Origin of the sequence: Amycolatopsis iheyensis (assembly GCF_024703995.1) — a bacterium.
GTDB lineage: Bacteria > Actinomycetota > Actinomycetes > Mycobacteriales > Pseudonocardiaceae > Amycolatopsis > Amycolatopsis iheyensis.
The window spans coordinates 171,688-193,624 of record NZ_JAMXQV010000018.1; the positions used below are offsets into that span (position 1 = coordinate 171,688).

Below are 21,937 nucleotides of genomic sequence, written 5' to 3' on the forward strand. Positions count from 1 at the left end.
CCGTCACGGCTCGAGGTCGGCCACGCCCTTGCCGGTGGCCATGTCGAACGGCACCGACGCCTGGTCGTGGACGATCACCCAGCCGTCGTCCCGCCGCCGCAGGGCGAAGGTGGCGCGGACCCACATGCCGTTCGTCGCGGTCCCGTCGCGGAGGGTGCCGCTGATCCGGCCGAACCCGTGTCCGACGGCCAAGTCGCCGCTCGTGGTGACGGTCAGGTCGCGCAGCTCGTAGTCGACGGTCTCGAAGAAGGTGAAGACCTTGGCCCAGTTCTTCAGCTTCGCGTCGACGCCGACGTGCTGCAGCGGCGGCTCGACGTCGAAGGAGACGACGTCCGCGGCGTAGACCCGCCGGAGGGCGTCGAGGTCCTTGGCGCGGAGGGCGTCGATGATCCGGTGGAGGTGCTGCTCGACTTCGTTCGCTTCAAGTGTCATGCCAGTACGACGAAACAGCGGACCCGATTGTGAGGTCCGTTTGCGGGTGCACTGGCCGCGCGGACCGTCACGTGCTCGGCTCCGTCTCCCAGATCGACACGTGCTTGGTGCTTTCAGCGGTGAACTCCGAGCGGTCCCAGTCCGCCCAGCGGTGTTTCAGGCTCATCCCGGCGATGCGCGCCATGAGGTCCAGCTCGGCCGGCCAGGCGTACCGGAAGGGAATTCGGCGGAACCGCCCGGTCCCGTCCGGTGACACGGTGACGTGGTTCGACGTGAACTGTTGCGTGACGACGTCGTACTGGTCGAACCCGACATAGCCGCCTCCGGCGGCGCCGGGCGCCACCGTGAACGGGACGGTGTCCTGCCCGGGTGGCAGGCGGCGCAGATCCGGCAGGCCCACCTCGACGACGAACAACCCGCCCGGCCGCAGGTGCGCGGCCGCATTGCGGAAGACGTCGACCTGCCCGTCCTGCGTGGTCACGTTGCCGATCGTGTTGAACACCAGGTAGACCAGGGAGAACCGACTGGCCAGCCGAGTCGTCGTCATGTCGCCGAGCACGACTTCGACCGCCTCGCCGCCCGGCTTGCCGGCGATCCGCGCCGCCATCGCCCGGCTCAGCTCGATGCCGCTCACCGGCACCCCGCGAGCGGCCAGCGGCGCGGCGATCCGCCCGGTCCCGACGGCGAACTCGAGCACGGGGCCGTCGGCCAGGTCTTCGAGGACGTCCACCGCGGGCGTCACGATCTCGGGCACGTTCGCACCACCCGGGGCGTCGTAGCCCGCGGCAACGCTCTCGGGGAACCAGCCGTCCGCCGGGTCGTCTCCCGCGTTCGCCGAACCGATCATGATCGCCGACACTACGCCCGCGACCATGCGCTCCTCCTCCCCTTTTTCGCCACCGACGCGGCACTTACAGACCCTTGTGAGCACCCCGATGTAGACACCGTCTACAAGAGTTTGATAGACAGTGTCCACAAGGTGAACCACGGGTTACGGAGAGCGGAATGAACCACCACCGTTTCGTCGTCCTCGGCGACAGCTGCGCCGAAGGGCTCGACGATCCGTACCCCGACCAGCGGCACTACCGCGGCTGGGCCGACTTCGTCGCCGCCCGGCTCGCCGAGGGCGACCCCGGGTTCCGGTACGCGAACCTCGCCGTCCGCGGGCGGCGGCTCGACCAGATCGTGCCCGAGCAGGTGCCGGCCGCCACCCGGCTGGCCCCCGACCTCGTCGCGCTCTTCGGCGGCGGCAACGACGTCATGAGCCGGGGCTGGGACGCGCGGACCGTCGCCCGGCGCGTCGACAAAGCGATCCGGGCCTGCACGGAGATCGCCCCGACCGTCGTCACCTTCACCCTCAGCGACATCTCGCACCGGATGCCGATGGGCCAGCGGATGCGACCGCGGATCGTCGCGCTCAACGACGCCATCCGCGAAGCGGCCGTCAGCTACGGCGCGCTGCTCATCGACCTGTGGCCCGACCAGGCCGTCACCGACTCGCGGTACTTCGGCGCCGACCGCCTCCACCTGTCCGCGCACGGCCACCGGCGGCTCGCCGCGTACGTCCTGCACGCGCTCGGCCACGAACCCGACCCCACCTGGCTGGCGCCGCTGCCCGGCGCCGCGGCCGACGGCGGCTGGCGCGCCGACCTGCACTGGCTGCTGCGCGAGGTCCTGCCGGTCGCCGTCACGCGCACGCGCAACCGGCTGATCGGCCGCCAGCCCGGCGACGGCTTCTTCCCGAAGCGCCCGGACCTGCTCCCCATCACCCGGGACGAGGCATGGGCACCCGGCAACGCCTGATCACGACGGCCGCGGAGCTGCTCGCCGAAGAGGGCGTCGGCGCGGTCACGCTGCGCGGGATCGCCAAGGCCGCCGGCGTCTCGCACGGCGCGCCGCTGCGGCACTTCTCCGGCCGCGCCGAGCTGCTGTCCGCCGTCGCGACGCGCGGGTACGCCGACCTGCTGTCCCGCCGGGAGACGCTGCCGGGGAACTCGCCGCGCGAGCGGCTGACCGCCGCCTGCCACAGCTACCTCGACTTCGCGTTGACCAACCCGGCGATGTTCGAGCTGATGTTCCGCCGCGACCTGATCGACCCCGACGACCCGGCGCTCTCGGCGGCGGCGAGCGCGGTGTTCGACACCTTCGCCGTGCTGGTGGCGGCGGTGCCGACCCGGGTCGCGCGCTCGGGCGCCGACCTGCGGCTCGTCGCGGCGTCGCTGTGGGCGGCCTTGCACGGACTCGCGCAGCTGTGGCTGTGGGGCGGGCTGGCCGGGGCGAGCTTCGCGCCGTCACCGGAGTCGGCGCTGGCCGTCACGCTAGACGCCTACCTGGCCTAGGGACCCGGCGAAGAGGGTGCACCGAAGCCCTCCCCCTGCGTCGGGTTGGGTCACCGCTCTCCGCCGGGCGAAGGGGAATGGTTCGACCCATTCGGCGTCAGACGCTAGCGACGGCGGCCACGCGGCGAAACCAACCGACGACGGAAGCGGGGTAAACCTTCGCGGTACCCGGCCCGCGGCACCTACCGCGAAAGGCGGGCCCGGTAGCTTCGCGGACGTGCCGGGACTCCTTCGCGCGCGGCCACTGCTCACTGACGTGCTGCTCACCGTCGTCGTCGCGGTCTACCAGCTCGCCGGCGCGACCGACCTCGGCGGGCGCTTCGGCGAGCACGCGCGGCCACTCGGCCTGGTCCTCGCCGTCGTGAGCGCGTTGCCCCTCGTGCCGCGCCGGCGGTTCCCGATCCCCGCGCTGGTCGCCTGCGTGGTCCTGATGGGCTTGTTCTACGGCCTCGGCTTCCGCTCGCAGCTCGGCCAGCTGAGTGTGGTCGTGGCCGCCTACACCGTGTGGGCGCACTGCCGGTTCCGGGACGCCCTGCTCGTTTCGGTGCTCGGTCTGGCCGCCTACGAAGCGTCGATGCTCTTCGGCAGCCCGGTCTCGCCGGTCGGCGACTCGCTCCTGGCGCTGCTGCTCGCCACCGGGATCGCGGCGATCGGCCGCACCGCCTACGTGCGTGGCCACCGCCTGCGCGACGCCCGGCAGACCCTCGCCGAGGAGCGGATCCGGATCGCGCACGAGCTGCACGACGTCGTCTCGCATCACCTTTCGGTGATCTCGGTGCAGGCGAACCTCGCGCGATACGTCTTCGACTCGTCGCCGGACACCGCGCGGACGGCGTTGGACACGATCACCGGCACGACGACCGAAGCCCTCGACGAGCTGCGGCGCCTGCTCAGCGTCCTCCGTCCGGCGAGCCGGCCGCCCGGGGACTACCGGCCGCAGCCGGGACTCGCCGACCTCGACGCGCTCGCCGCCCGGGTCCGCGAGGCCGGCGTCCCGGTCGACGTGCGCGTGCTCGGCGCACCCCGGATGTTGCCGCCCGGCCAGCAGCTGTGCGCGTTCCGCGTGGCGCAGGAGGCGCTGACGAACGTCCTCAAGCACGCGGGTGGCGCGGCTTCGCTCGTCCTCGACTACCGGGCCAGCGAGCTGGTGCTGAGCGTCGTCGACCAGGGCGGCCGGGTGGCGGCGCCGAACCCGGCCGGGCACGGGCTGGTCGGCATGCGCGAACGCGCCCGGATGTACGGTGGCGTGATCGAAATCGGTCCCCGCGAGCCGGCCGGGTTCGCCGTCGTGCTGACCCTGCCCTACCCGGACCGCCCGTCGCCCGAACCGCAGGAGCCCGAGTGACCAGCGTGCTGGTGGTCGACGACCAGGACCTCGTCCGCGCCGGGTTCGCGGCCCTGCTCGGCGCGGTGCCGGAGATCGACGTCGCCGGCGAAGCGCGTGACGGGCTCGAGGCCGTCGCGAAGGCGGCGGCACTGCGCCCCGACGTCATCCTGATGGACATCCGCCTGCCGGAGCTGGACGGCGTGCGCGCGACCGAGCGGATCCTCGCCGCGCCGGGGCCGCGGCCGAGCGTGGTCATGCTGACGGTGTTCGACCTCGACGAGTACGTCTACGCGGCGTTGCGCGCGGGCGCGTCGGGCTTCCTGCTGAAGGACAGCCCCCCGGCGACGCTGATCGCGGGCATCCAGGCGGCGGCCCGCGGCGACATGCTCTTCGCCCCGACGATCACCCGCCGCCTGGTGGAGGCGTTCACGGCGGCGGCACCCTCGGCCGCACCGGAGCTGCCGAGCCTGACCGACCGCGAGCTGGAGGTGCTGCGGTTCGTGGCCACGGGCGCGACGAACGCCGGCATCGCGGCGGAGCTGCGGGTCAGCGAGGCAACGGTGAAGACGCACCTCAACCGGCTGATGGCGAAGCTCGGCATTTCGAGCCGGGCGCAGGCGGTGGTGGTGGCGTACGAGACCGGGCTCGTGTCGCCGGGCGGCTGACGTTTGCCGAGCGGCGATCACGATCGGCGAGCAGCCACGCAGCACGTGCGCCTCCACGCAGCGGCCCGGTCCCGGCACGGCCCAGCGCGCCGGCCGACGGCTCGCCCGCGGACCCGGCGACGATCTGCCGGCATTCGGCGCTCCGCCGCCCGCGCGCCCGCAGCTCGGACAGCACCGCGCGCAGCAGCGCCGTGCCGGTCCAGGCACGACAGGCGGTCGCCGGGCGACACGCCCACCCGGTGCGCGCGTCCGAACACCTGATCGAATACCCTGCCCTCCATGACCGAGTCAGACCCGCAGCTCGAGCGCATCCGCAAGCTGCTGGCCAAGGCCGAAGACCCGGCGGTCACCGAGGCGGAAGCCGAGGCCTACAACAAGAAGGCCGCCGAGCTGGTCGCGCGGTACGGGATCGACCAGGCCATGCTCGCCGCGGCCGGGGCGAGCGCCGACGAGATCGGCACGCTGAAGATCCCGATGAACGACCCGTACAGCCGCGACAAGGCGAGCCTGCTGACCTCGGTCGCCTACCCGCTGCGCTGCCGGACCCTGCTGCACCGGTTCGGCCAGAAGGTCGACAGCGTCACGGTGTTCGGCTACCGGTCCGACCTCGGGCGGGTGGAGCTGCTGTTCACGAGCTTGCTGCTGCAGGCGAGCACCCAGCTGACCCGCGTCCGCCCGGACGGCTTCTTCCCCGGCGAGTCCCTGGCGGCGTACCGGCGCACGTGGCTGCACGGTTTCGCCCGTGCGGTGCACGAGCGCCTGACGCTGGCCGAGCAGGAAGCGGTCCGCACGGCGCCGCCCGGCGAGCGTTCGGCGGAGCTGGTGGTCCGCGACCGGTCCCAGCTGGTCCAGCACGCGTTCGACGCGGAGTACGGCAGCCTGCGCTCGGCGGCGCCGCGCAGGTTGTCGGGCAGCGGCTACCTCGACGGCCACGACGCGGGCACCCGCGCCAACCTCGACCCGGCCGCCCTCACCCGGCGGCGAAAAGCCCTGCGCTGAGTTTCAGGGATCACCCTGATAGCCCCACACCGGACCACCTGCTAACTTTTGTTGGCATGTGGACGACCGGCGACGACCTGCTGCGGCAGCTGGGCGCCCTCGGCAACCCGCACCGGCTGCGGATCGTCGCCGCCCTGCGGGCCGAGCGCACCTACGTCAGCAAGCTCGCGCGCGAACTGCGGATCAGCCGCGCGCTGCTGCAGGTCCACCTGCGCAAGCTCGAAGCCGCCGGCCTGGTGGCGGCCAGCTTCGAAGTCGGCGACGACGGCAAGACCCTGCGGTTCTACGAGCTCATCCCGTTCTCCGTCGTGCTGACGCCGGAGACGATCGCCGCCGCCGTGCCGACGCTGACCACACCGGAATCCGTCCAGCGGGACGAACAGGAGGGACGGGCATGAACTGGCACCAGTGGCAGGAGATCATCGGCGTGACCGGGGTCTTCGTCCTCATCACCGTCGTGCTGTCGATCGCGATCGTGCAGCTGGCCTCGACCTGGCGGGCCAAGGCCACGCTCGCGCGCGAGCACGAGTACCGCAGCCTGGCCGAGAAAGCCGTGCGGACGCAGGAAGACACCGAACAGCGGCTGCGCGACGTCCAGGATCGCCTGCGGTCCATCGAACACGTGCTCAAGGAGGTCGACTGAGTTGAGGCCCTGGACCGCCGAGCGGCAACTCGGCGGCCCAGGAGGAAGAAGCACCCACTCGCCCGAGGGCGAGCTCTCGTCGGATCACTCCTCCACGGAAGGACTTTAGTTCATGCTGCCCGCGAAACCCCCGGTGGTCGAACGCGTCACGAACTGGTCGCTGCGCCACCGCGCCGCCGCGATCTTCGGCTGGCTGGCGCTGGTCGCGTTCGCTTGGGCCGTCGGCACTTTCCTCCCCGGCACCGACGCGCGGTCGAGCCCGGCCGGCGACGCCGGGGCCGGCCAAGCCGCCCTGGACCGCCAGGCCACCCGCGAACCGTTCTGGGAGAACGTCCTCGTCCCCCGCGACGACACCGCCGCCGTGACCGACCTCGTGACGACGTTGACGACGTCCGGCGGGGTCGCGGAAATCCGCCACGACCAGGTGTCCGCCGACGGCGGATCCGAACTGGTCACTTTCCGGATCACCGGCGCCGGAACGGAAATCCGCGCGAACCTCGCGAAGGCCACCGCCGCCGTCGACGCGGTGGCCGCCCGCCATCCGGACGCCCACCTGGCCCAGGCCGGCGACCTCAGCGTGTCCGGCGCGGTCGACCAGAGCATCAAGGAGGACATCAAGCGGTCGGAGACGCGCTCGCTGCCGATCACCCTGCTGATCCTGGCCGTCGTGTTCGGCTCGCTCGTCGCGGCGGCGGTCCCGGTGCTGCTGGCGGGCACGACCGTGTTCGCCACCTTCGGCTTCCTGTCCCTTGTGGACAACTGGATCCCGGTCAACAGCGCCACTTCCGCGATGACCCTGCTCATCGGCATGGCGGTCGGCGTCGACTACTCGCTGTTCTTCCTGCGCCGGGTCCGCGAAGAACGCGCCCACGGAGTCGACGAGTCGATCCGGATCGCCGCGCGGACGTCCGGGCACGTGATCGTCGTGTCCGGGCTGACCGTGGTGCTGTGCGTGACCGGCCTGCTGCTCACCGGGCTCGACAACCTCCGCGGCCTGACCGTGAGCACGATCCTCGTCGTCGGCCTGGCCGTCCTGGCCGCGGTGACCGTCCTGCCCGCGACGCTGTCCGTGCTCGGCCGCCACGTCGACCGCGGCCGGATCCCGTGGCTCGGCGACCGCGGGACGCGCTCGCGGTTCTGGGCGGCGGTGGCCGGGGTCGTCACCCGGCGGCCCGCGCTGTGGAGCGGGCTCGCCGCCGCCGTCCTGGTCCTGCTCACCGTGCCCGCACTCGGGATCCGGCTGCAGGACCCCGCACCGACCGAAAGCCTGCCGCGCAGCATCCCGGTGATCGACGCCGCCGCGCGCGTCCAGGAAGCGTTTCCCGGCGTGACGATGCCCGCGCACGTCGTCCTCTGGGCCGAAGACGGCGGCCCGGTCGACACCCCCGCGCTCCGGCGGGCGATCGGCGAACTCACCGCGCGGACACCGCAACCGGCGGTGGTGGTCCCGGTGGACCGGGCTCTCGTCGTCCGGATCCCGTTGGGCGGCACCGGGAACGACGAAACGGCGAGCCGCACGCTCACGACGTTGCGGGAAACCCTGCTGCCCCGGACGGTCGGCCGGGTCGACGGCGTCCGGTACGCCGTGGCGGGCCGGACCGCCGAAGCGCACGACTTCACCACGCAGGTGCTCGCGCGGGCGCCGTACGTCTTCGGGTTCATCCTCCTGCTCGCGTTCGCGCTGCTGCTCGTGGTGTTCCGGTCGGTCGCGGTGCCGGTGGTGTCGATCGTGCTCAACCTGCTGTCGGTCGGCGCGGCCTACGGCGTGCTCACGTTCGTGTTCCAGGACGGCTTTCTCGCACCACTACTGGGTTTCACGCCCTACGGCGGGGTGCTCGGCTGGCTACCGATGTTCCTCTTCGTGCTGTTGTTCGGGTTGAGCACCGACTACCTCGTCTTCATCCTCAGCCGGATCCGCGAACGCCGGCGGGCGGGCGCCGACGCGCGGACCGCGATCGTCGAAGGCACGGCACGCAGCTCCGGCGTCGTGACGAGCGCGGCGCTGATCATGACCGGGGTGTTCAGCATCTTCCTGAGCCTGGCCGCGATCGAGTACAAGATGCTCGGCCTCGGCATGGCGTTCGCGATCCTGCTCGACGCGACCCTGGTGCGCGGCGTGCTGCTTCCCGCGGCGCTCGCCCTGTTCGGCGACCGGCTCTGGCGTGGTGAAGCTGTAGCAGACCTTAAAGATCGCTCCAGAACTCTTCACTTGTCCTGACAGGTCTCCTTCGGCACCGTGGACCATGTGACTGGTTGGGTGCGCATCGCGGTACTGGCTCTGCTGTGGGGCTCCGGGTTCCTCTGGATCAAGCTCGCCCTGACCGGGCTGAGCCCGGTCCACCTCACGCTCGTGCGGTGCGCGCTCGGCGCGTCGACGCTGCTGGCGCTGGCCTTCGCGGCCCGCCAGCGGCTTCCGCGCGACCGCGGCACCTGGGGCCGGCTGGTCGTCGCCGCGTTCTTCTGCAACGCGCTGCCGTTCGCACTCTTCGGCATCGGGGAGACCACAGTGGACTCCGGGGTCGCGGGCGTCATGAACGCGACGACACCGTTGTGGTCGCTGCTGATCGGGGTCGTGCTCGGCACCGACCGGCGGCTCACTCCGCCGCGGTTGCTCGGTCTCGTGCTCGGGTTCGGCGGCGTGCTGGTGATCTTCGCGCCGTGGCAGCAATCCGGGTTGTTGAGCGCGGGCGCGCTGGCCCTGCTCGCCGCCGGCCTCAGCTACGCGATCGCGTTCGCTTACATGGCCCGGAAACTGCCGCCCGGCGGCGCGCCGCTCGCGCTGTCGGCCGCGCAGCTGACAACGGCCACCGCGCTCACTGCCGTCGCCCTGCCCGTCGCCACGACGGCGCCGCACCTGAACCTGACGGCCGTCGTCGCCGTCGTGATCCTCGGTGTCTTCGGCACCGGCATCACCTTCTACCTCAACTACCGGGTCCTCACCGACGAAGGCCCGACGGCGGCGGCGACCGTCGGCTACCTGCTGCCGGTGGTGTCGATCGCGCTCGGCGCGCTCTTCCTCGGCGAGCCGCTGACCCCCCGGGTCGTCGGCGGCATGGTGATCGTGCTGGTCGCGGTCGGGCTGACCCGGTGGCGGGCTCAGGCGCCGGCGAGCCGCGCCGTGAACTCCTCCGGCGGGCTCGCCACGCCGAAGTAGTCGCCCGTGGCCAGTTCGGCGCCGGCCGCGCGCCACCAGCCCGCCTGCTCCCCGGTGTGGATTCCGTCGACCACGAGCGTGGCGCCGACCTGCCGCACCAGAGGCACCAGCGCGCCCAGGAACGTCGACGCCGACCACGCCTGCCACTCGGCGAGCCGCCGGTCGACGCGCACGATGTCCACCGGCAGGTCCTCGACCGCCCGCAGGTCGTCCGGGCCGAGCCCGAACTCCTCGAGCATGACCCGGACCCCGAGGTCGGCGAGCGCGGTGATGTTCTCCAGCACCCCGGCCACACCCAGCGCGCCGACCGGGACGCCGAGCACCAGCCGGGCCGGCGGCAGGCCGGTGTCCGCGAGCAGCCGGGTGACGCGGGTGCCCAGCGCGTCGTCGGCCACCTGGTGCCCGGTCAGCGCGACGACGACGGGGTGCCGCCACCAGCCGGCCTGCCGGCTCGCCGCACGCAGCAGCCAGTCGCCGAGCGGCAGCACCAGCCCGGTCGCCTCGGCGAGCTCCGCGCAGTTTTCGTGCGCCAGCGCCAGTTCCGCCGGGCGCGCCCAGTGCAGGCGGGCTTCGATGCCGGCGACCCCGCCGTCGCCGAGCCGCGCCACCGGCCGGTAGCGCACGCTGAGCTCGCCGTTCTCCCACGCCCCCGCCATGCCGACGGCGAGGGCCTGCGTCCGCCGGTCTTCGACGTCGGCGGTGGCGTCGAACATCTTCCATTGGCCACGCCGGCGGACCTTCGCCCGGCGCAACGTCTGGTCGGCCGCACGCAGCAGCTCCGCCGGGTCGATGCCCTTGGCCGGGCGGTGCACGACGCCGGCGCTGGCCGACAGCGCGAGGCCGTGCCCCTCCACGAAGAATGGCTCGGCGAGCTCGTCGTTGATCGCGCGCACGGTGCTGTCGATGTCCGGCGTCGTCGCGGTGTTCTCGACGAGGATGCCGAACTCGTCGGCGTGGAACCGCGCGATCATCGCCCGCTCGCGGGCCATGACGGACTTCAGCCGCTGGGCGAAGTGCACCAGCACCTGCTCGCCGACCCGGCGGCCGAGGCTGTTGCACACCATGCCGAACGCGTCGAGGTCGACGTGGAACAGCGTGACACCGTACGCCGGGTCGGCGCGGCGCAGCGCCGCCTCCAGGTGGGTGCCGAAGTACTGGCGGTTCGGCAGCCCGGTCAGGACGTCGTGCAGCGCCTGCCGGCTCAGCTCGCCCTGCAGCAGCATCAGCTCGGTGCCGTCCTCGACCACCACGACGAAGTGGGCGGGCTTGGCTTCGGCGTCCCGCAGCAGGGACGCGGTGAGCGAGATGCGCGCGACGTCGCCGTCCTTGCGCAGCAGCCGCTGGGACTGCCGGATCCGCTCCCGGCCGTCGTCGACGAGCGACTTCATCGCCTCGCGGAACACCTCGACGGTGTCCGGGTGCACGAGGTCGTCGAGCACCGTCCCGGCGAGCTCGCCGGAGGGATGCCCGAGCATTTCGGCCAGTGCGGCGTTGGCCCGCAGGATCCTGCCGTCGAGGGCGACGAGCGCGATGCCACTCGCCGAGGACGTCACGACCTCGTCGAACCGCGCTTCGCTTTCCTTGAGGTGCCATTGGGCGTCTCGCACCGCTTTGAGCAGCGAGAGGTGCATGATCTCCTGCTGGTCCAGCACGCTGCGCTCGTGCGCGAGCAGGAAGCCGCACGAAAGCGCGCCGAGCGTCACGACGATCCGTTCGGTGAGCCGGTCCGCGGGCCGGAGCTCGGCCAGCGCCGGCAGGCCCTTCCCGAGGACGTCGAGCGTGCACCGCAACCCCGGTTCGCCGACGTAGCCGAGCGCCACCAGCCGCGCGCCGATCCGCTCCGCCGGGAGCGTGTCCGCCGATGTACCGCGCAACGACTCGATCAGCGTGTCGAGCATGTCCCGCAGTTCTTCGTCGAGCAGTTCGCGGCTCAGCGAAACGACGGTCACGCCGCTGAGCAGGTACGACCATTTCCGGGCGAGCACCGTCCGCCCGCGTTCCGGGTCGGCGGTCGCCTGCTGCTTTTCGATCATCGGCATCCGCGGCGTCCGCTCAGCTCTTGCGGCCGATTCCGGCGTAGACGAGCATGTTCATCTCGGCCGCCGCGGCGATGTCCGCCGGTCCGCCCGGTCGCCATTCACCGCAGCCCACCAGCCCCGGTTCGACGATTTCGAAACCGGTGAAAAGCGCGGACACCTGGGCGTGCGTGCGCAGCGTCACTTGATCGGGACTGCGGCTTTCCTTGATCACGTCGGTCGCTTCTCCGAGATTTTCGCCTTGGTGGTCGCCGGTGACGTGGGTGATCGCGAGAAAGCTCCCCGGCGCCAACACCGAACTGTAGCGCGCGACGAGACCGAGCGGATCCGATTCGTCGGAGACCCAGTGCAGCATCAGCAACATCAGCAAGCCGACCGGCTTTTCGAAATCCAGTAAACCGCGCACCGAAGGTGCATCGAATATTTTCTCCGGGTCCCGCATATCGGCCTGCACTATCGCTGCACGATCGTTGCCGGTCAGCATGAGCTCGCTGTGCGCGACCGCCACCGGGTCGCGGTCGACGTACACCACGCGGCACTCCGGGTCCTGCCCCTGGGCGACCTCGTGCACGTTGGCCACGGTGGGAATGCCGGAGCCGATGTCCAGGAACTGCCGGATCCCCTGGCCGGTCAGGTACCGCACCGCGCGTCCCAGGAACGCGCGGTTCACCCGCGCCGCGTCACGCAGCCCGGGCATCGCGCGTTCGATCTGCTCGCCCACCGCGCGGTCGACGGCGAAGTTGTGGCCACCGCCGAGCATGAAGTCGTAAGTGCGCGCCATGCTCGGCACGGAGATATCGACACCCGGCGGAACCCATTCCGATGATCGGGTCACGAAGAACACCTTCTCAGTGAAGTCGGATCGAAAGAGCTTAGCGATTCCTCGCAGATCGTCCACTGCGCCATATGCGTGAGCCCGGACCACCCGATCGGGCACTGTCCCGGTGGGCCGGACGCGCCTACCGTAGGCCGTCTCCTTGGGAAATCCACACGATGGCGTAACGAGGAGTCCAGATGACCGTCGCGGCAGCACCGGGCCGGTGGCCCTTTCTCGGACACACTCCGGCACTGCTGCGCCGACGCTCCGCATTCACCGATTCTTTGCACGAACACGGAGAAATCGTCAAACTCCACCTCGGCCCGATGCCCGCGTACTTCGTCACCAGTCCACGGCTGGCGCACGAAGTGCTGGTCAACGCGGGGCCGAAGTTCCGCAAGGGCGTCATGTTCGACAAGTTCAAGCCGTTCGTCGGCAACGGCTTGGTGCTTTCGAACGGCGACTTCCACCGGCGGCAACGGCGGCTGATGCAGCCGGCGTTCCACCGCGACCGCTTGGCCGCGTACGCGGAGACCATGCGGCGCGCGGCCACCGAGCTGAGCGACTCGTGGCGGCCCGGCGAAGTGCGGTTGATCGACGAAGACCTGCAAGGCCTCGCGGTGACGATCGTCGGCGAGGCGTTGTTCTCCACGGAACTGGGAAAAGCGGCGATCGCCGAGGCCCGCCGCTCCATTTACCTCATCATCCAGCAGGGAATGATTCGCGCGTTGTCCCCCAAGTTCGTCGAAAAGCTGCCGATTCCCGGGAACCGGCGGTTCGACGAGGCCATCGGGCGGATGCAGGACATCGTGGTCGCGGTGATCCGCGACTGGCGCACCGAAAGCGTGGATCACGGCGACCTGCTCTCGACGCTCCTGCTGGCCGGCATGACCGACGAGCAGGCCCGCGACGAAGTCCTCACCCTGCTCACCGCCGGCATCGAGACGACCGCGCTCGCGCTGGCCTGGACGTTCCACGAGCTGGGCCGGCACGCGGACGTGGAAACCCGGGTGCACGCCGAAGTCGACGAAGTGCTGGGCGGGCGCCCGGTCACCGTCGACGACATCCCCCGGCTGACCTACGTCCGGCAGGTGGTCGACGAAGTGCTTCGCCGCTACCCGCTCTGGATGCTGATGCGCCGCACGCTCGAGGAGGTCGACCTCGGCGGCGTCCGCGTGCCGGCGGGCGCCGAGGTGATCGTCAGCCCGCACGCGCTGCACCACGACCCCGCGTCGTTCCCCGACCCGCACCGCTTCGACCCCGATCGCTGGGCGCCGTCGAACTCGGCCGAGCTGCCGAAGGGCGCGTTCGTCCCGTTCGGCGCGGGCAACCGGCAGTGCATCGGAAACCGCTTCGCCCAGAACGAAATCGTCATCACGGTGGCCACGGTGGCCGCGCGGTGGCGGCTGGTCCCCGTGCCGGGCCGGCCGGTCCGCGTGAAGTTCACCTCGGCCGCCTACCCGGACTCCCTGCCGATGACGGCAGTCCCGCGTCCCTAGCTGGAGGTTCTTCCCGTGTTCCGCCGATTCTGTGCTGCCCTCCTGTTGCTGGCGGCCACGCTGTTCGTCCCCGCACCGGCCCAGGCGGCCGGGTGCGAGGACCTGTACGTCCCGGTGACGGTCGGGTTGCTGCCGCAGACCGTGCACGGCCGCCTGTGCGCGCCGCCCGGCGCGTCGACGGTGGTGGTCCTGATCCCCGGCGGCACGTACAACGCGTCCTATTGGGACATCGGCTACACGCCGGAGGTGCGTTCGTTCCGGCTGGCGGTCAACCAGGCGGGCATCGCGACATTGGCCTTGGACCGCTTGGGAACGGGCGCCAGCTCGAAGCCGTTGAGCACGCTGCTGAGCGCGTCGGCCCAGGCGGTCGCGGCGCACCAGGTGATCCAGTCGGTGCGGCCGCGGTTCGCGAAGGTGGTCGTCGGCGGCCACTCGATCGGCTCGGCGATGGCGATGATCGAGGCGGGCCGCTACCGCGACGTCGACGGCGTGCTCGTCACCGGGATGACGCACCGGATGAACGTGACGACGGTCATCCCCACGCTGGCGCAGATGATCCCGGCCCCACTGGACCCGGCGGTCCCCGGCCGCGACGCCGGATACCTCACCACCGCCCCGGGCACGCGTTACGCGGCGTTCCACACCCCAGGTCCTTACGACGCCGGCGCGATCGCCTACGACGAGTCCACAAAGGACGTCTTCGCGACGACGGAGGCGGTGGACAGCCTGGCGTTGACGACCGTCGTCATCCCGGCGTCGCGGCAGATCACCGCCCCGGTCCTGCTGGTCGTCGGCGACGACCCGAACTTCTGCGGGCTGCCCCTGGGCAGCGACTGCTCGTCGCCGGAGGCACTGCGGGCGTCCGAAGCCCCGTTCTTCGGCACGAGCCGGCTGCAGACGTTCGTCCTGAACGGCTACGGCCACGCCATCGACTACGCACCGAACGCGCCCACGTACTTCGACGTGGTGAAAAACTGGCTGAAAGCGCTGTCGTAACAACGAACCTGACGGGCGCGACCCTCAATCGCCGACGAGGGGAGCGCTCGACATGCCCGACTACGCCCACCAGCACCACCTCCTGGACGACTGCGTCCGGGGCGCCGGCCGCGAAGAGTCGTTGTCGGCCCTGCGCCGCTACTTCGACCAGCAGCGGACGACGGCCCGCTACACGGGCCGCTGGTTCGAGCGCTTCGCCGGCGGCGGCGACCACCCATCGGTGGCCAACACGGTGACCGAAGCCGACGTCCTGGCGTTGAACTTCCTGAGCATCACGAGCTTGGCGGAGGTGGCGATCGACGCGACGATCACCTACACCCTCCAGATCCGGGAGCTGCTGGAACAGATCCCGGTGAACGTCCCGATGCACTCGGCCCCGTGGTCGGCGTACGAGCCGGGCTCACCGGCCTTCAGGTTGTGGGAGCTGTTCCGCCGCTGCGGCGGCAACCACCGCCCGGTGACGGCGTCGAAGCTGCTGGCCCGCAAGCGCCCCCGCCTGACGCCGGTGTACGACAGCCAGGTGAAGGCGGTGCTGAAGGCACCCCGCAGCGAGTGGCACTGCTTGTGGAGCTGGTTCCACACGGACCCGACCCGGGCCTCGGCGGTGGCGGACCTCCGCGCGGAGGCGGGCGGCATCGAGGACATCACGCTGCTGCGCTGCCTCGACGTCATCCTGTGGATGAAGGCCCGCCCCCTGCGCTTCCCTACCAGGTGACCGGCAGCTCGTGCACCCCGTAGATGTTCATGTCGGTCCGCAGCCGCACCTCCCCGGCCGGCACCGCCATCGCCAGCCCCGGGAACCGCCGCAACAGCCCTTCGAAGCCGGCCCGCATTTCGATCCGCGCCAGCTGCTGCCCGAGGCACTGGTGCACCCCGTGCCCGAACGACAGCAGCCCGCGCGCGTTGCGGTGAATGTCCAACGTGTCCGGCTGCTCGAACCGGCGCGGGTCGCGGTTGGCCGCCAGCAGCGAAACCACGACCGTCGAACCCTTCGTGATCGTCTCGCCACCGAGGGAGAGGTCCTCGGTGGCGTAGCGGAAGAAGATGTCGGCGACGGACAGGTACCGCAGCAGCTCCTCCACCGCGCCCGGCAGCAACGACGGGTCCTCGCGCAGCGAAGCCAGCTCCGCGGGGTGTTCCAGGAGCGCGAACGTCCCCAGCGACAGCATGTTGGCGGTGGTCTCGTGCCCGGCGAGCAGCAGCAGGAACGCGGCGCCGGTCAGCTCCTCGACGGTCAGGTCCTCGTGGCGGGCCAGGTCGGACAGGATGTCCTCGCCCGGTTCGGCGCGCTTGGCCGTGACCAGCTCGGTCAGATAGGTGTTCAGCGCGATGTACGCGCCCATCTTCTCCTGCAGCGTCTGGTCCCGGACCATGAACTGCGCCGAGTTCGCCTGGAACGACTCGCGGTCCGCGTACGGCACGCCGAGCAGCTCGCAGATCACCAGCGACGGCACCGGCAGCGCGAACTCCTTCACCAGGTCGATCGGCGGCGTCAGCTTCGCCATCTCCGAAAGCTGGTTCTCGACGATCTCCGCGATGTGGTCCTCGAGCTGCTTCATCCGCTTGACGGTGAACGCGCCGGTCAGCCGCTTCCGCAGCCGGCCGTGGTCCGGCGGGTCCATCGCGATGAACATGCCCGGCAGCTGCGGTGACGGCTCGGTCGCCGCCGGCATGCCCGGCGTCTCGTACGGCACGTGGACGACGTCGAGGTCCAGCCGCGAGCTGAACCGCGTGTCGGCCATCATCTGGCGGACCTCTTCGTAGCCGGTGACGAGCCAGCCTTCGTGCCCGTCCGGGAAGGCGAGCGGGCTGACCGGGCGGGTGTCGCGCAGCTCGGTGAGCGCGCGCGGCGGGTCGAAGGGGCCCGCGTCCCGCTCCATCGGGAGACCCTGCGGGATGTCGCTCATCGGAGGTTCCTTCCGTGGTGGTTTGGTGACACCACGTTCGCCGAAGGGGCTGACACGGCGCTGACACGGCCCGGACACGACCCCGTGGCAGACTGGGCCGGGTGCAGATCGGGATGCTGGGTCCATTCGAGGTTCGCACGGACGACGGCGTTCTCGCCGACGTGCCGGGTGCGCGGCTGCGCGGGCTGTTGATCGCGCTCGCGCTCGAACCGGGGCACATCGTCCCGAAGACGTCGCTCGTCGACTGGATCTGGGGTGAGCAGCCGCCCGCCGACGCGGCGAACGCGTTGCAGCGCTTGGTTTCCCGGCTGCGGAAGGTGCTGCCGGAGGGGTCGGTCGAGGGCCACCCGAACGGGTACCGGCTGGCGGTGGCCGCCGAAGACGTCGACGCCGTGCGGTTCGAACGGCTCGTCGGCCGGGCGGACGACGATCCCCGGCGGCGGCGCGAGGCCCTGGCGTTGTGGCGCGGCGCGGCGATGCAGGACGTCGGCCTGACCGAGAGCGCCGCCTTCGACGCCGCGGTCACCCGGCTCGAAGGCCTCCGGCTCGCCACCCTCGAGGACCGGTTCGACGCGGAAACCGACTTCGGCCAGGGCGTCGTCACCGAGCTCACCGACCTGGTGGCCGCACACCCGGCCCGCGAACGGCTGGTCGGCGCGCTGATGCGGGGTCTCGTCGCGACCGGCCGGGACACCGAAGCCCTGCGCGTCTACGAACGCACGCGCGAAACCCTGGCCGACGAGCTGGGCGTCGACCCGTCACCGGAGCTGTCCTCCCTGCACGTCGCGCTGCTGCGCGGTGAGCTGGTCCGGCGCGAGGAGCCCCGGAAGACGAACCTGCGCGCCGAGCTGACCAGCTACGTCGGCAAGGACGACGACGTCGCCGCGGTCCGCGGGCTCGTCGGCGACCACCGGCTCACCACGCTGGTCGGGCCGGGCGGCTCGGGCAAGACCCGGCTGGCCACCGAGACCGCGCGCTCGCTGCTCGGCGCGTTCCCGGACGGGGCGTGGCTGGTCGAGCTCGCACCCCTCGGCGCGGACGGCGACGTCGCCCAGGCGACGCTCGCCGCGCTGAAGCTGCGAGACGCGCTGCTCGGCGACACGCCGGAGGCCGAACCGACGGACCGGGTCGTCGCCGCGCTCCGCGAGCGTGACCTGGTGCTGGTCCTGGACAACTGCGAGCACGTGATCGAGTCCGCGGCGGCCTTCGCCCACCGGGTGCTCGGCGAGTGCCGCCGGCTGCGGATCCTCGCGACGAGCCGGGAGCCCCTCGGCATCACCGGTGAGGCGCTGTGGGCGGTCGCGCCGCTGGTGCTCCCGGCGGAAGACGCCGACACGAGCGAGATCGAGGCCGCGCCGGCCATCCGGCTGCTGCGCGACCGGGCCGGCGCGGTGCGCAAGGACCTCGCGGCCGACGCCCCGACGCTGGCCCGCGTCTGCCGCGCGCTCGACGGGATGCCGCTGGCCATCGAGCTCGCCGCGGCCCGGCTGCGCACGATGTCGCTCGAGCAGCTCGCCGACCGGCTCGACGACCGGTTCCGCCTGCTCACCGGCGGCAGCCGCACGGCGCTGCCCCGCCACCGGACGCTGCGCGCGGTGATCGACTGGAGCTGGGAGCTGCTGTCGGAGGCCGAGCGGACCGTCCTGGGCCGGCTCTCGGTGTTCTCCGGGGGCGCGAGCCTGGAAGCCGTCGAGCGGGTCTGCGCGGACGACACCGTCGAAGACCTGCTGACCGCGCTGACCGAGAAGTCCCTGGTGGTCGCCGACAACGACACCGCGCCGCGCTACCGCATGCTCGGCACGATCAAGGAGTACGCCGCCCAGCGGCTCGCCGAAGCGGGCGAAGCGGATTCGACGCGCCGGGCGCACCTCACCTACTTCACCGAGCTCGCCGAGACCGCGGACCCGCACCTGCGTCGCGCCGAGCAGCTGGAGTGGCTTGCCCGGCTCGAAGCCGAGCACGACAACATCGCCGCCGCGATGCGCGGCGCCCTCGCGGCCGGCGAGGCGCCCGAGGCCATGCGGCTCGCGGCCGGCGCGGGCTGGTACTGGTGGCTGGCCGGGCACAAGACCGAAGGCAACGAGCTGATCATGGCCGCCGCCGCCACGCCCGGCGAGGTGTCGGACCACGTCCGGGCCACGGTGTACGGCTACGTCACGGGCTTCCTGACCGCGGGCCGCGAGAGCGACCAGCGCCAGGCCGCGGAGTGGATCCGCGAGGTGTACGAAATCAGCCTCCGGCTGCCGGACTGTCACCCGGTGGTGGCGCCCGTCGCGGCGCTGGAACGCATGCTGCGGGCGCCGGACGCGTTCCTGGCCGCGTGGGAGCCGCTGCTCACCGACCGCGATCCGTGGGTCCGCGCCCTCGCCCGGCTGCAGCTCGGGAAGATGCGGATCCAGTTCGGCCACGAAGGCCACGAGGCGGACGAGTACCTCGAAGCGGCGCTCGCCGAGTACCGCGCCCTCGGCGAACGCTGGGGCATGTCGTTCGCGCTGACCGAGCTGGCGGACCGCGTCGCCATGCGCGGCGACTTCGAAGCCGCTCGCGAGCACTACGAGCACGCCGCCGTGGTCGTCACCGAGGTCGGCGCGGTCGAGGACGTCGTGCGGATGCGGTCGCGCCAAGCTCAGCTGTGCCGGCTGTCGGGCGACGAGGAGGCGAGCGCGGCGGCCATGGACCAGGCGCAGCGCGCGGCGGAGCGGGTCGCCTGGCCGAACGCGCTCACCGAGCTGGCGCTGGCGAAGTCGGAGCTGGCCCGGTGGCGCGGAGACGCCGAGGAGGCCCGTCGTCAGCTCGACGTCGCGACCGCGTTGCTGGGCGCCGCGGCCGAGCGGCCCCAGGTCCGCGCGATGATCCACGATGTCCTCGGCTACCTGGCCGAGGACCTCGGCGAGGTACGCGAACACCGTGCCGCGGCGCTCGAAGCGGCGGCCGAGATGAGCACCGCCCCGCTGGTGGCCCAGGTGCTCGTCGGCGTCGCGGATTTGGCGCTGCGCAAGGAACAGTACGAACAGGCGGCCCGGCTGCTCGCGGCGAGCGCCGGCGTGCGCGGGCTGGCGGACCTGTCCCAGCCGGACGGCGCCCGCATCGAGGCGGACGCGCGGAATCGCCTCGGTGACACGAAGTTCACCGAGGCGACTCTGGAGGGGGCGCGGGCGGACTGGCGCGAACTCGCCGAAGTCACGCTCGCTTCTTGAAGGTGGACCGGGCCCAGAAGTACCCGGCGAGCGCGATGCCGACGCACCACGCGATCGCCGCGATCGCGTAACCGGTCGACGGGGTGCCGTTGAGCAGCCCGCGCACGGTTTCGATGATCGGTGTGAAGGGCTGGTACTCCGCGAACTGGCGCAGGCCGGGTCCCATCTTGTCCGCCGGGGCGATCGCGCTGCTGAAGAACGGCAGCATGACCAGCGGCACGGCCGCCAGCCCCGCGGTTTCCGGCGACTTCGCGAACAGTCCCAACGCGACGGTCAGCCAGCCGGCCGCGAAAGCCAGCAACAGCACCATGCCGAGGACGCCGAGCCAGTCGAGGAAGCTCGCGTTCGGCCGGAAGCCCAGCGCGAACGCCACGCCGACGAGGGCCGCGATGGCGACCAGGTTGGTCAGCACGCTGGCGACGACGTGCCCGGTCAGCACCGCGCCGCGGGAGACGTCCATGACCTTGAACCGGTTGATGATGCCCTTGGTCATGTCGGAGTTCACCGACGTCGCGGTGGCGCCGAGCCCGTAGCAGACGGCCAGCAGCATCAGGCCGGGCGTCGCGTAGTCGACGTAGTTCACGCCGACGTCGAAGGCGTCGCCGAGCATGTAGACGAACATCAGCATGATCACGATCGGCATCAGGACGGCGTTGAAGACGGAGGTCGGGTTCCGGGCGATGTGCTTGAAGTTGCGGCGCAACATGACGGTCGAGTGGTTCATTTCGCGGCTGCTTCCGTGTCGTGGCCCGTGAGGGCGAGGAAAACGTCGTCGAGGTCGGGGGTGTGGACGGAGAACTCTTCGGCGCCGAGCGCGTACTCGTCGAGGCGGTCGAGCAGGCCGCGCAGCGACTTCGTGCCGCCGTCACCGGGAACGCGCAGGGCGAGCGCTTCGGCGTCCTTTGTGGACTCGGGCAGGATCCGCGCGGCGGCGTCGAGGTCGGCGGCGGTCGCGAACCGCAGCCGCACGTGCGTGCCGGGAATCCGGCGCTTGAGCTCGTCGGGCGTGCCCTCGGCGACGATGCGCCCCTGGTCGAGAACGGCGATCCGGTCGGCGAGCTGGTCGGCTTCGTCGAGGTACTGGGTGGTCAGGAAGATGGTGACCCCGTCGGCGACGAGGTCCTTGACGATGGCCCACATGGTGCGGCGGCTGCGCGGGTCCAGCCCCGTCGTCGGCTCGTCCAGGAAGATGATCCGCGGATCCCCGACGAGCGTCATGGCGAGGTCGAGCTTCCGCCGCATGCCCCCGGAGTAGGTGGCGGCGGGCTTCCGCGCGGCTTCGGTCAGCTCGAAGCGCTCGAGCAGCTCCTTGACGACGCGCTTCCCGTCCTTGACCGGGCTGAGATCGACCATGAGCTGCAGGTTCTCTTCCCCGCTGAGCAGCTCGTCGACGGCGGCGAACTGCCCGGTGACCCCGATGGCACTCCGCACGGCCTTGGCCTCGGCATCGATGTCATGCCCGGCGACCCGCACGGTCCCGCCGTCGGCGCGGGTCAGCGTGGTGAGGATGTTGACGGTGGTGGTCTTCCCGGCGCCGTTGGGCCCGAGGAGGGAGAAGACACTGCCGGAGGCGACATCGAGATCGATGCCGTCCAGCACGACTTTGTCCTGGTAGGCCTTCCGGAGGCCGGTCGCGGTGATCGCCGAAGTGGTCATGGGGAGAACCCTGGTCGACGCCACTGACACCGACCTGACCCCGAACTGACACGGGCCCTGACACCGGATCAGCGCACGAAAAAGCCACTGCTCTCGCGAGAAGAAACCTTCACGACGTGAGTCCGGGCGACCTTGATCCAACATAAAGGACCAGGTCAAAGCACCGCAGGAGATCAGACTTCGTAACCGACGAGACCTGCATATTCGACGTTCACGACCACCTCCCTCCGACGGGTGAGCGAGCTGCGTCGATGAGTTCGGGCTACTGAA

At 71.3% G+C, this 21,937-nt stretch carries 20 protein-coding genes; 13 read left to right on the forward strand and 7 right to left on the reverse strand.

The genetic code is table 11. From position 1 onward, the window contains the following. Nucleotides 1-3 precede the first annotated feature (3 nt). Together M8542_RS31265 and M8542_RS31270 are read right to left on the reverse strand one after the other, a co-directional pair. Nucleotides 4-432: a YybH family protein gene (locus M8542_RS31265; RefSeq protein WP_257923867.1), complete on the reverse strand. Its 429-nt coding sequence runs from the start codon at nucleotides 430-432 to the stop codon at nucleotides 4-6. A 67-nt stretch (nucleotides 433-499) separates the two neighbouring features. Then, nucleotides 500-1,279, reverse strand: a complete 780-nt coding sequence (locus M8542_RS31270) for a methyltransferase domain-containing protein (RefSeq protein WP_372508655.1) — start codon at nucleotides 1,277-1,279, stop codon at nucleotides 500-502. A 158-nt stretch (nucleotides 1,280-1,437) separates the two neighbouring features. Between M8542_RS31270 and M8542_RS31275 the strand changes: the two genes are divergently transcribed. The 9 genes from M8542_RS31275 (at nucleotide 1,438) to M8542_RS31315 (ending at nucleotide 9,559) form a co-directional block, all read left to right on the forward strand. Further along, entirely contained in the window at nucleotides 1,438-2,235 is a 798-nt protein-coding gene (locus M8542_RS31275) for an SGNH/GDSL hydrolase family protein (RefSeq protein ID WP_257923869.1), read from the forward strand. Beyond that, the gene (locus M8542_RS31280) at nucleotides 2,214-2,771 is read left to right on the forward strand and encodes a TetR/AcrR family transcriptional regulator (protein WP_257923870.1); all 558 of its coding nucleotides are present in this window, start codon (nucleotides 2,214-2,216) and stop codon (nucleotides 2,769-2,771) included. Before M8542_RS31275 ends, M8542_RS31280 begins: the two co-directional genes overlap by 22 nt. A gap of 217 nt (nucleotides 2,772-2,988) precedes the next feature. Beyond that, nucleotides 2,989-4,116 (forward strand): sensor histidine kinase, encoded by a 1,128-nt coding sequence (locus M8542_RS31285; RefSeq protein WP_257923871.1) that lies wholly within the window; start codon nucleotides 2,989-2,991, stop codon nucleotides 4,114-4,116. Continuing rightward, a complete protein-coding gene (locus M8542_RS31290; RefSeq protein ID WP_257923872.1) occupies nucleotides 4,113-4,763 on the forward strand; it encodes a response regulator in 651 nt (216 codons plus the stop codon). Before M8542_RS31285 ends, M8542_RS31290 begins: the two co-directional genes overlap by 4 nt. Before the next feature lie 279 nt (nucleotides 4,764-5,042). Next, complete coding sequence (locus tag M8542_RS31295) at nucleotides 5,043-5,762, forward strand: DUF2786 domain-containing protein (protein ID WP_257923873.1); 720 nt, start codon at nucleotides 5,043-5,045, stop codon at nucleotides 5,760-5,762. 56 nt (nucleotides 5,763-5,818) lie between these two features. Continuing rightward, the gene (locus M8542_RS31300; RefSeq protein WP_257923874.1) at nucleotides 5,819-6,160 is read left to right on the forward strand and encodes an ArsR/SmtB family transcription factor; all 342 of its coding nucleotides are present in this window, start codon (nucleotides 5,819-5,821) and stop codon (nucleotides 6,158-6,160) included. Beyond that, nucleotides 6,157-6,405 carry a hypothetical protein gene (locus M8542_RS31305; RefSeq protein WP_257923875.1) on the forward strand — a complete coding sequence of 83 codons (249 nt, stop codon included), beginning with the start codon at nucleotides 6,157-6,159 and terminating at the stop codon, nucleotides 6,403-6,405. The genes M8542_RS31300 and M8542_RS31305 overlap by 4 nt, the downstream gene beginning before the upstream one ends. A gap of 112 nt (nucleotides 6,406-6,517) precedes the next feature. Continuing rightward, entirely contained in the window at nucleotides 6,518-8,623 is a 2,106-nt protein-coding gene (locus tag M8542_RS31310) for an MMPL family transporter (protein WP_257923876.1), read from the forward strand. Between the two features lie 27 nt (nucleotides 8,624-8,650). Continuing rightward, nucleotides 8,651-9,559 (forward strand): DMT family transporter, encoded by a 909-nt coding sequence (locus M8542_RS31315; RefSeq protein WP_257923877.1) that lies wholly within the window; start codon nucleotides 8,651-8,653, stop codon nucleotides 9,557-9,559. Here M8542_RS31315 and M8542_RS31320 read toward each other — a convergent pair. After that, nucleotides 9,502-11,598 (reverse strand): putative bifunctional diguanylate cyclase/phosphodiesterase, encoded by a 2,097-nt coding sequence (locus M8542_RS31320; RefSeq protein ID WP_257923878.1) that lies wholly within the window; start codon nucleotides 11,596-11,598, stop codon nucleotides 9,502-9,504. The genes M8542_RS31315 and M8542_RS31320 overlap by 58 nt on opposite strands. A gap of 13 nt (nucleotides 11,599-11,611) precedes the next feature. Next, nucleotides 11,612-12,430, reverse strand: a complete 819-nt coding sequence (locus tag M8542_RS31325) for an SAM-dependent methyltransferase (protein ID WP_372508656.1) — start codon at nucleotides 12,428-12,430, stop codon at nucleotides 11,612-11,614. Between the two features lie 179 nt (nucleotides 12,431-12,609). On the opposite strand from M8542_RS31325, the gene M8542_RS31330 reads away from it, so the two are divergent. The 3 genes from M8542_RS31330 to M8542_RS31340 are packed head-to-tail and all read left to right on the forward strand — an operon-like array spanning nucleotide 12,610 to nucleotide 15,622. Further along, a complete protein-coding gene (locus tag M8542_RS31330; protein ID WP_257923879.1) occupies nucleotides 12,610-13,911 on the forward strand; it encodes a cytochrome P450 in 1,302 nt (433 codons plus the stop codon). 15 nt (nucleotides 13,912-13,926) lie between these two features. Next, nucleotides 13,927-14,907 carry an alpha/beta fold hydrolase gene (locus M8542_RS31335; RefSeq protein ID WP_257923880.1) on the forward strand — a complete coding sequence of 327 codons (981 nt, stop codon included), beginning with the start codon at nucleotides 13,927-13,929 and terminating at the stop codon, nucleotides 14,905-14,907. Between the two features lie 52 nt (nucleotides 14,908-14,959). Next, the gene (locus tag M8542_RS31340; protein ID WP_257923881.1) at nucleotides 14,960-15,622 is read left to right on the forward strand and encodes a DUF6308 family protein; all 663 of its coding nucleotides are present in this window, start codon (nucleotides 14,960-14,962) and stop codon (nucleotides 15,620-15,622) included. Here M8542_RS31340 and M8542_RS31345 read toward each other — a convergent pair. After that, the gene (locus M8542_RS31345) at nucleotides 15,612-16,814 is read right to left on the reverse strand and encodes a cytochrome P450 (protein ID WP_257923882.1); all 1,203 of its coding nucleotides are present in this window, start codon (nucleotides 16,812-16,814) and stop codon (nucleotides 15,612-15,614) included. The two genes, M8542_RS31340 and M8542_RS31345, sit on opposite strands and share 11 nt — an antisense overlap. 101 nt (nucleotides 16,815-16,915) lie before the next feature. Here M8542_RS31345 and M8542_RS31350 point away from each other — a divergent pair, with 101 nt between their 5' ends. Further along, nucleotides 16,916-20,011: an AfsR/SARP family transcriptional regulator gene (locus M8542_RS31350; RefSeq protein ID WP_257923883.1), complete on the forward strand. Its 3,096-nt coding sequence runs from the start codon at nucleotides 16,916-16,918 to the stop codon at nucleotides 20,009-20,011. Here M8542_RS31350 and M8542_RS31355 read toward each other — a convergent pair. Continuing rightward, nucleotides 19,995-20,735 carry an ABC transporter permease gene (locus M8542_RS31355; RefSeq protein WP_257923884.1) on the reverse strand — a complete coding sequence of 247 codons (741 nt, stop codon included), beginning with the start codon at nucleotides 20,733-20,735 and terminating at the stop codon, nucleotides 19,995-19,997. The two genes, M8542_RS31350 and M8542_RS31355, sit on opposite strands and share 17 nt — an antisense overlap. Next, nucleotides 20,732-21,667: an ATP-binding cassette domain-containing protein gene (locus M8542_RS31360; protein ID WP_257923885.1), complete on the reverse strand. Its 936-nt coding sequence runs from the start codon at nucleotides 21,665-21,667 to the stop codon at nucleotides 20,732-20,734. The genes M8542_RS31355 and M8542_RS31360 overlap by 4 nt, the downstream gene beginning before the upstream one ends. Between the last annotated feature and the right edge of the window lie 270 nt (nucleotides 21,668-21,937).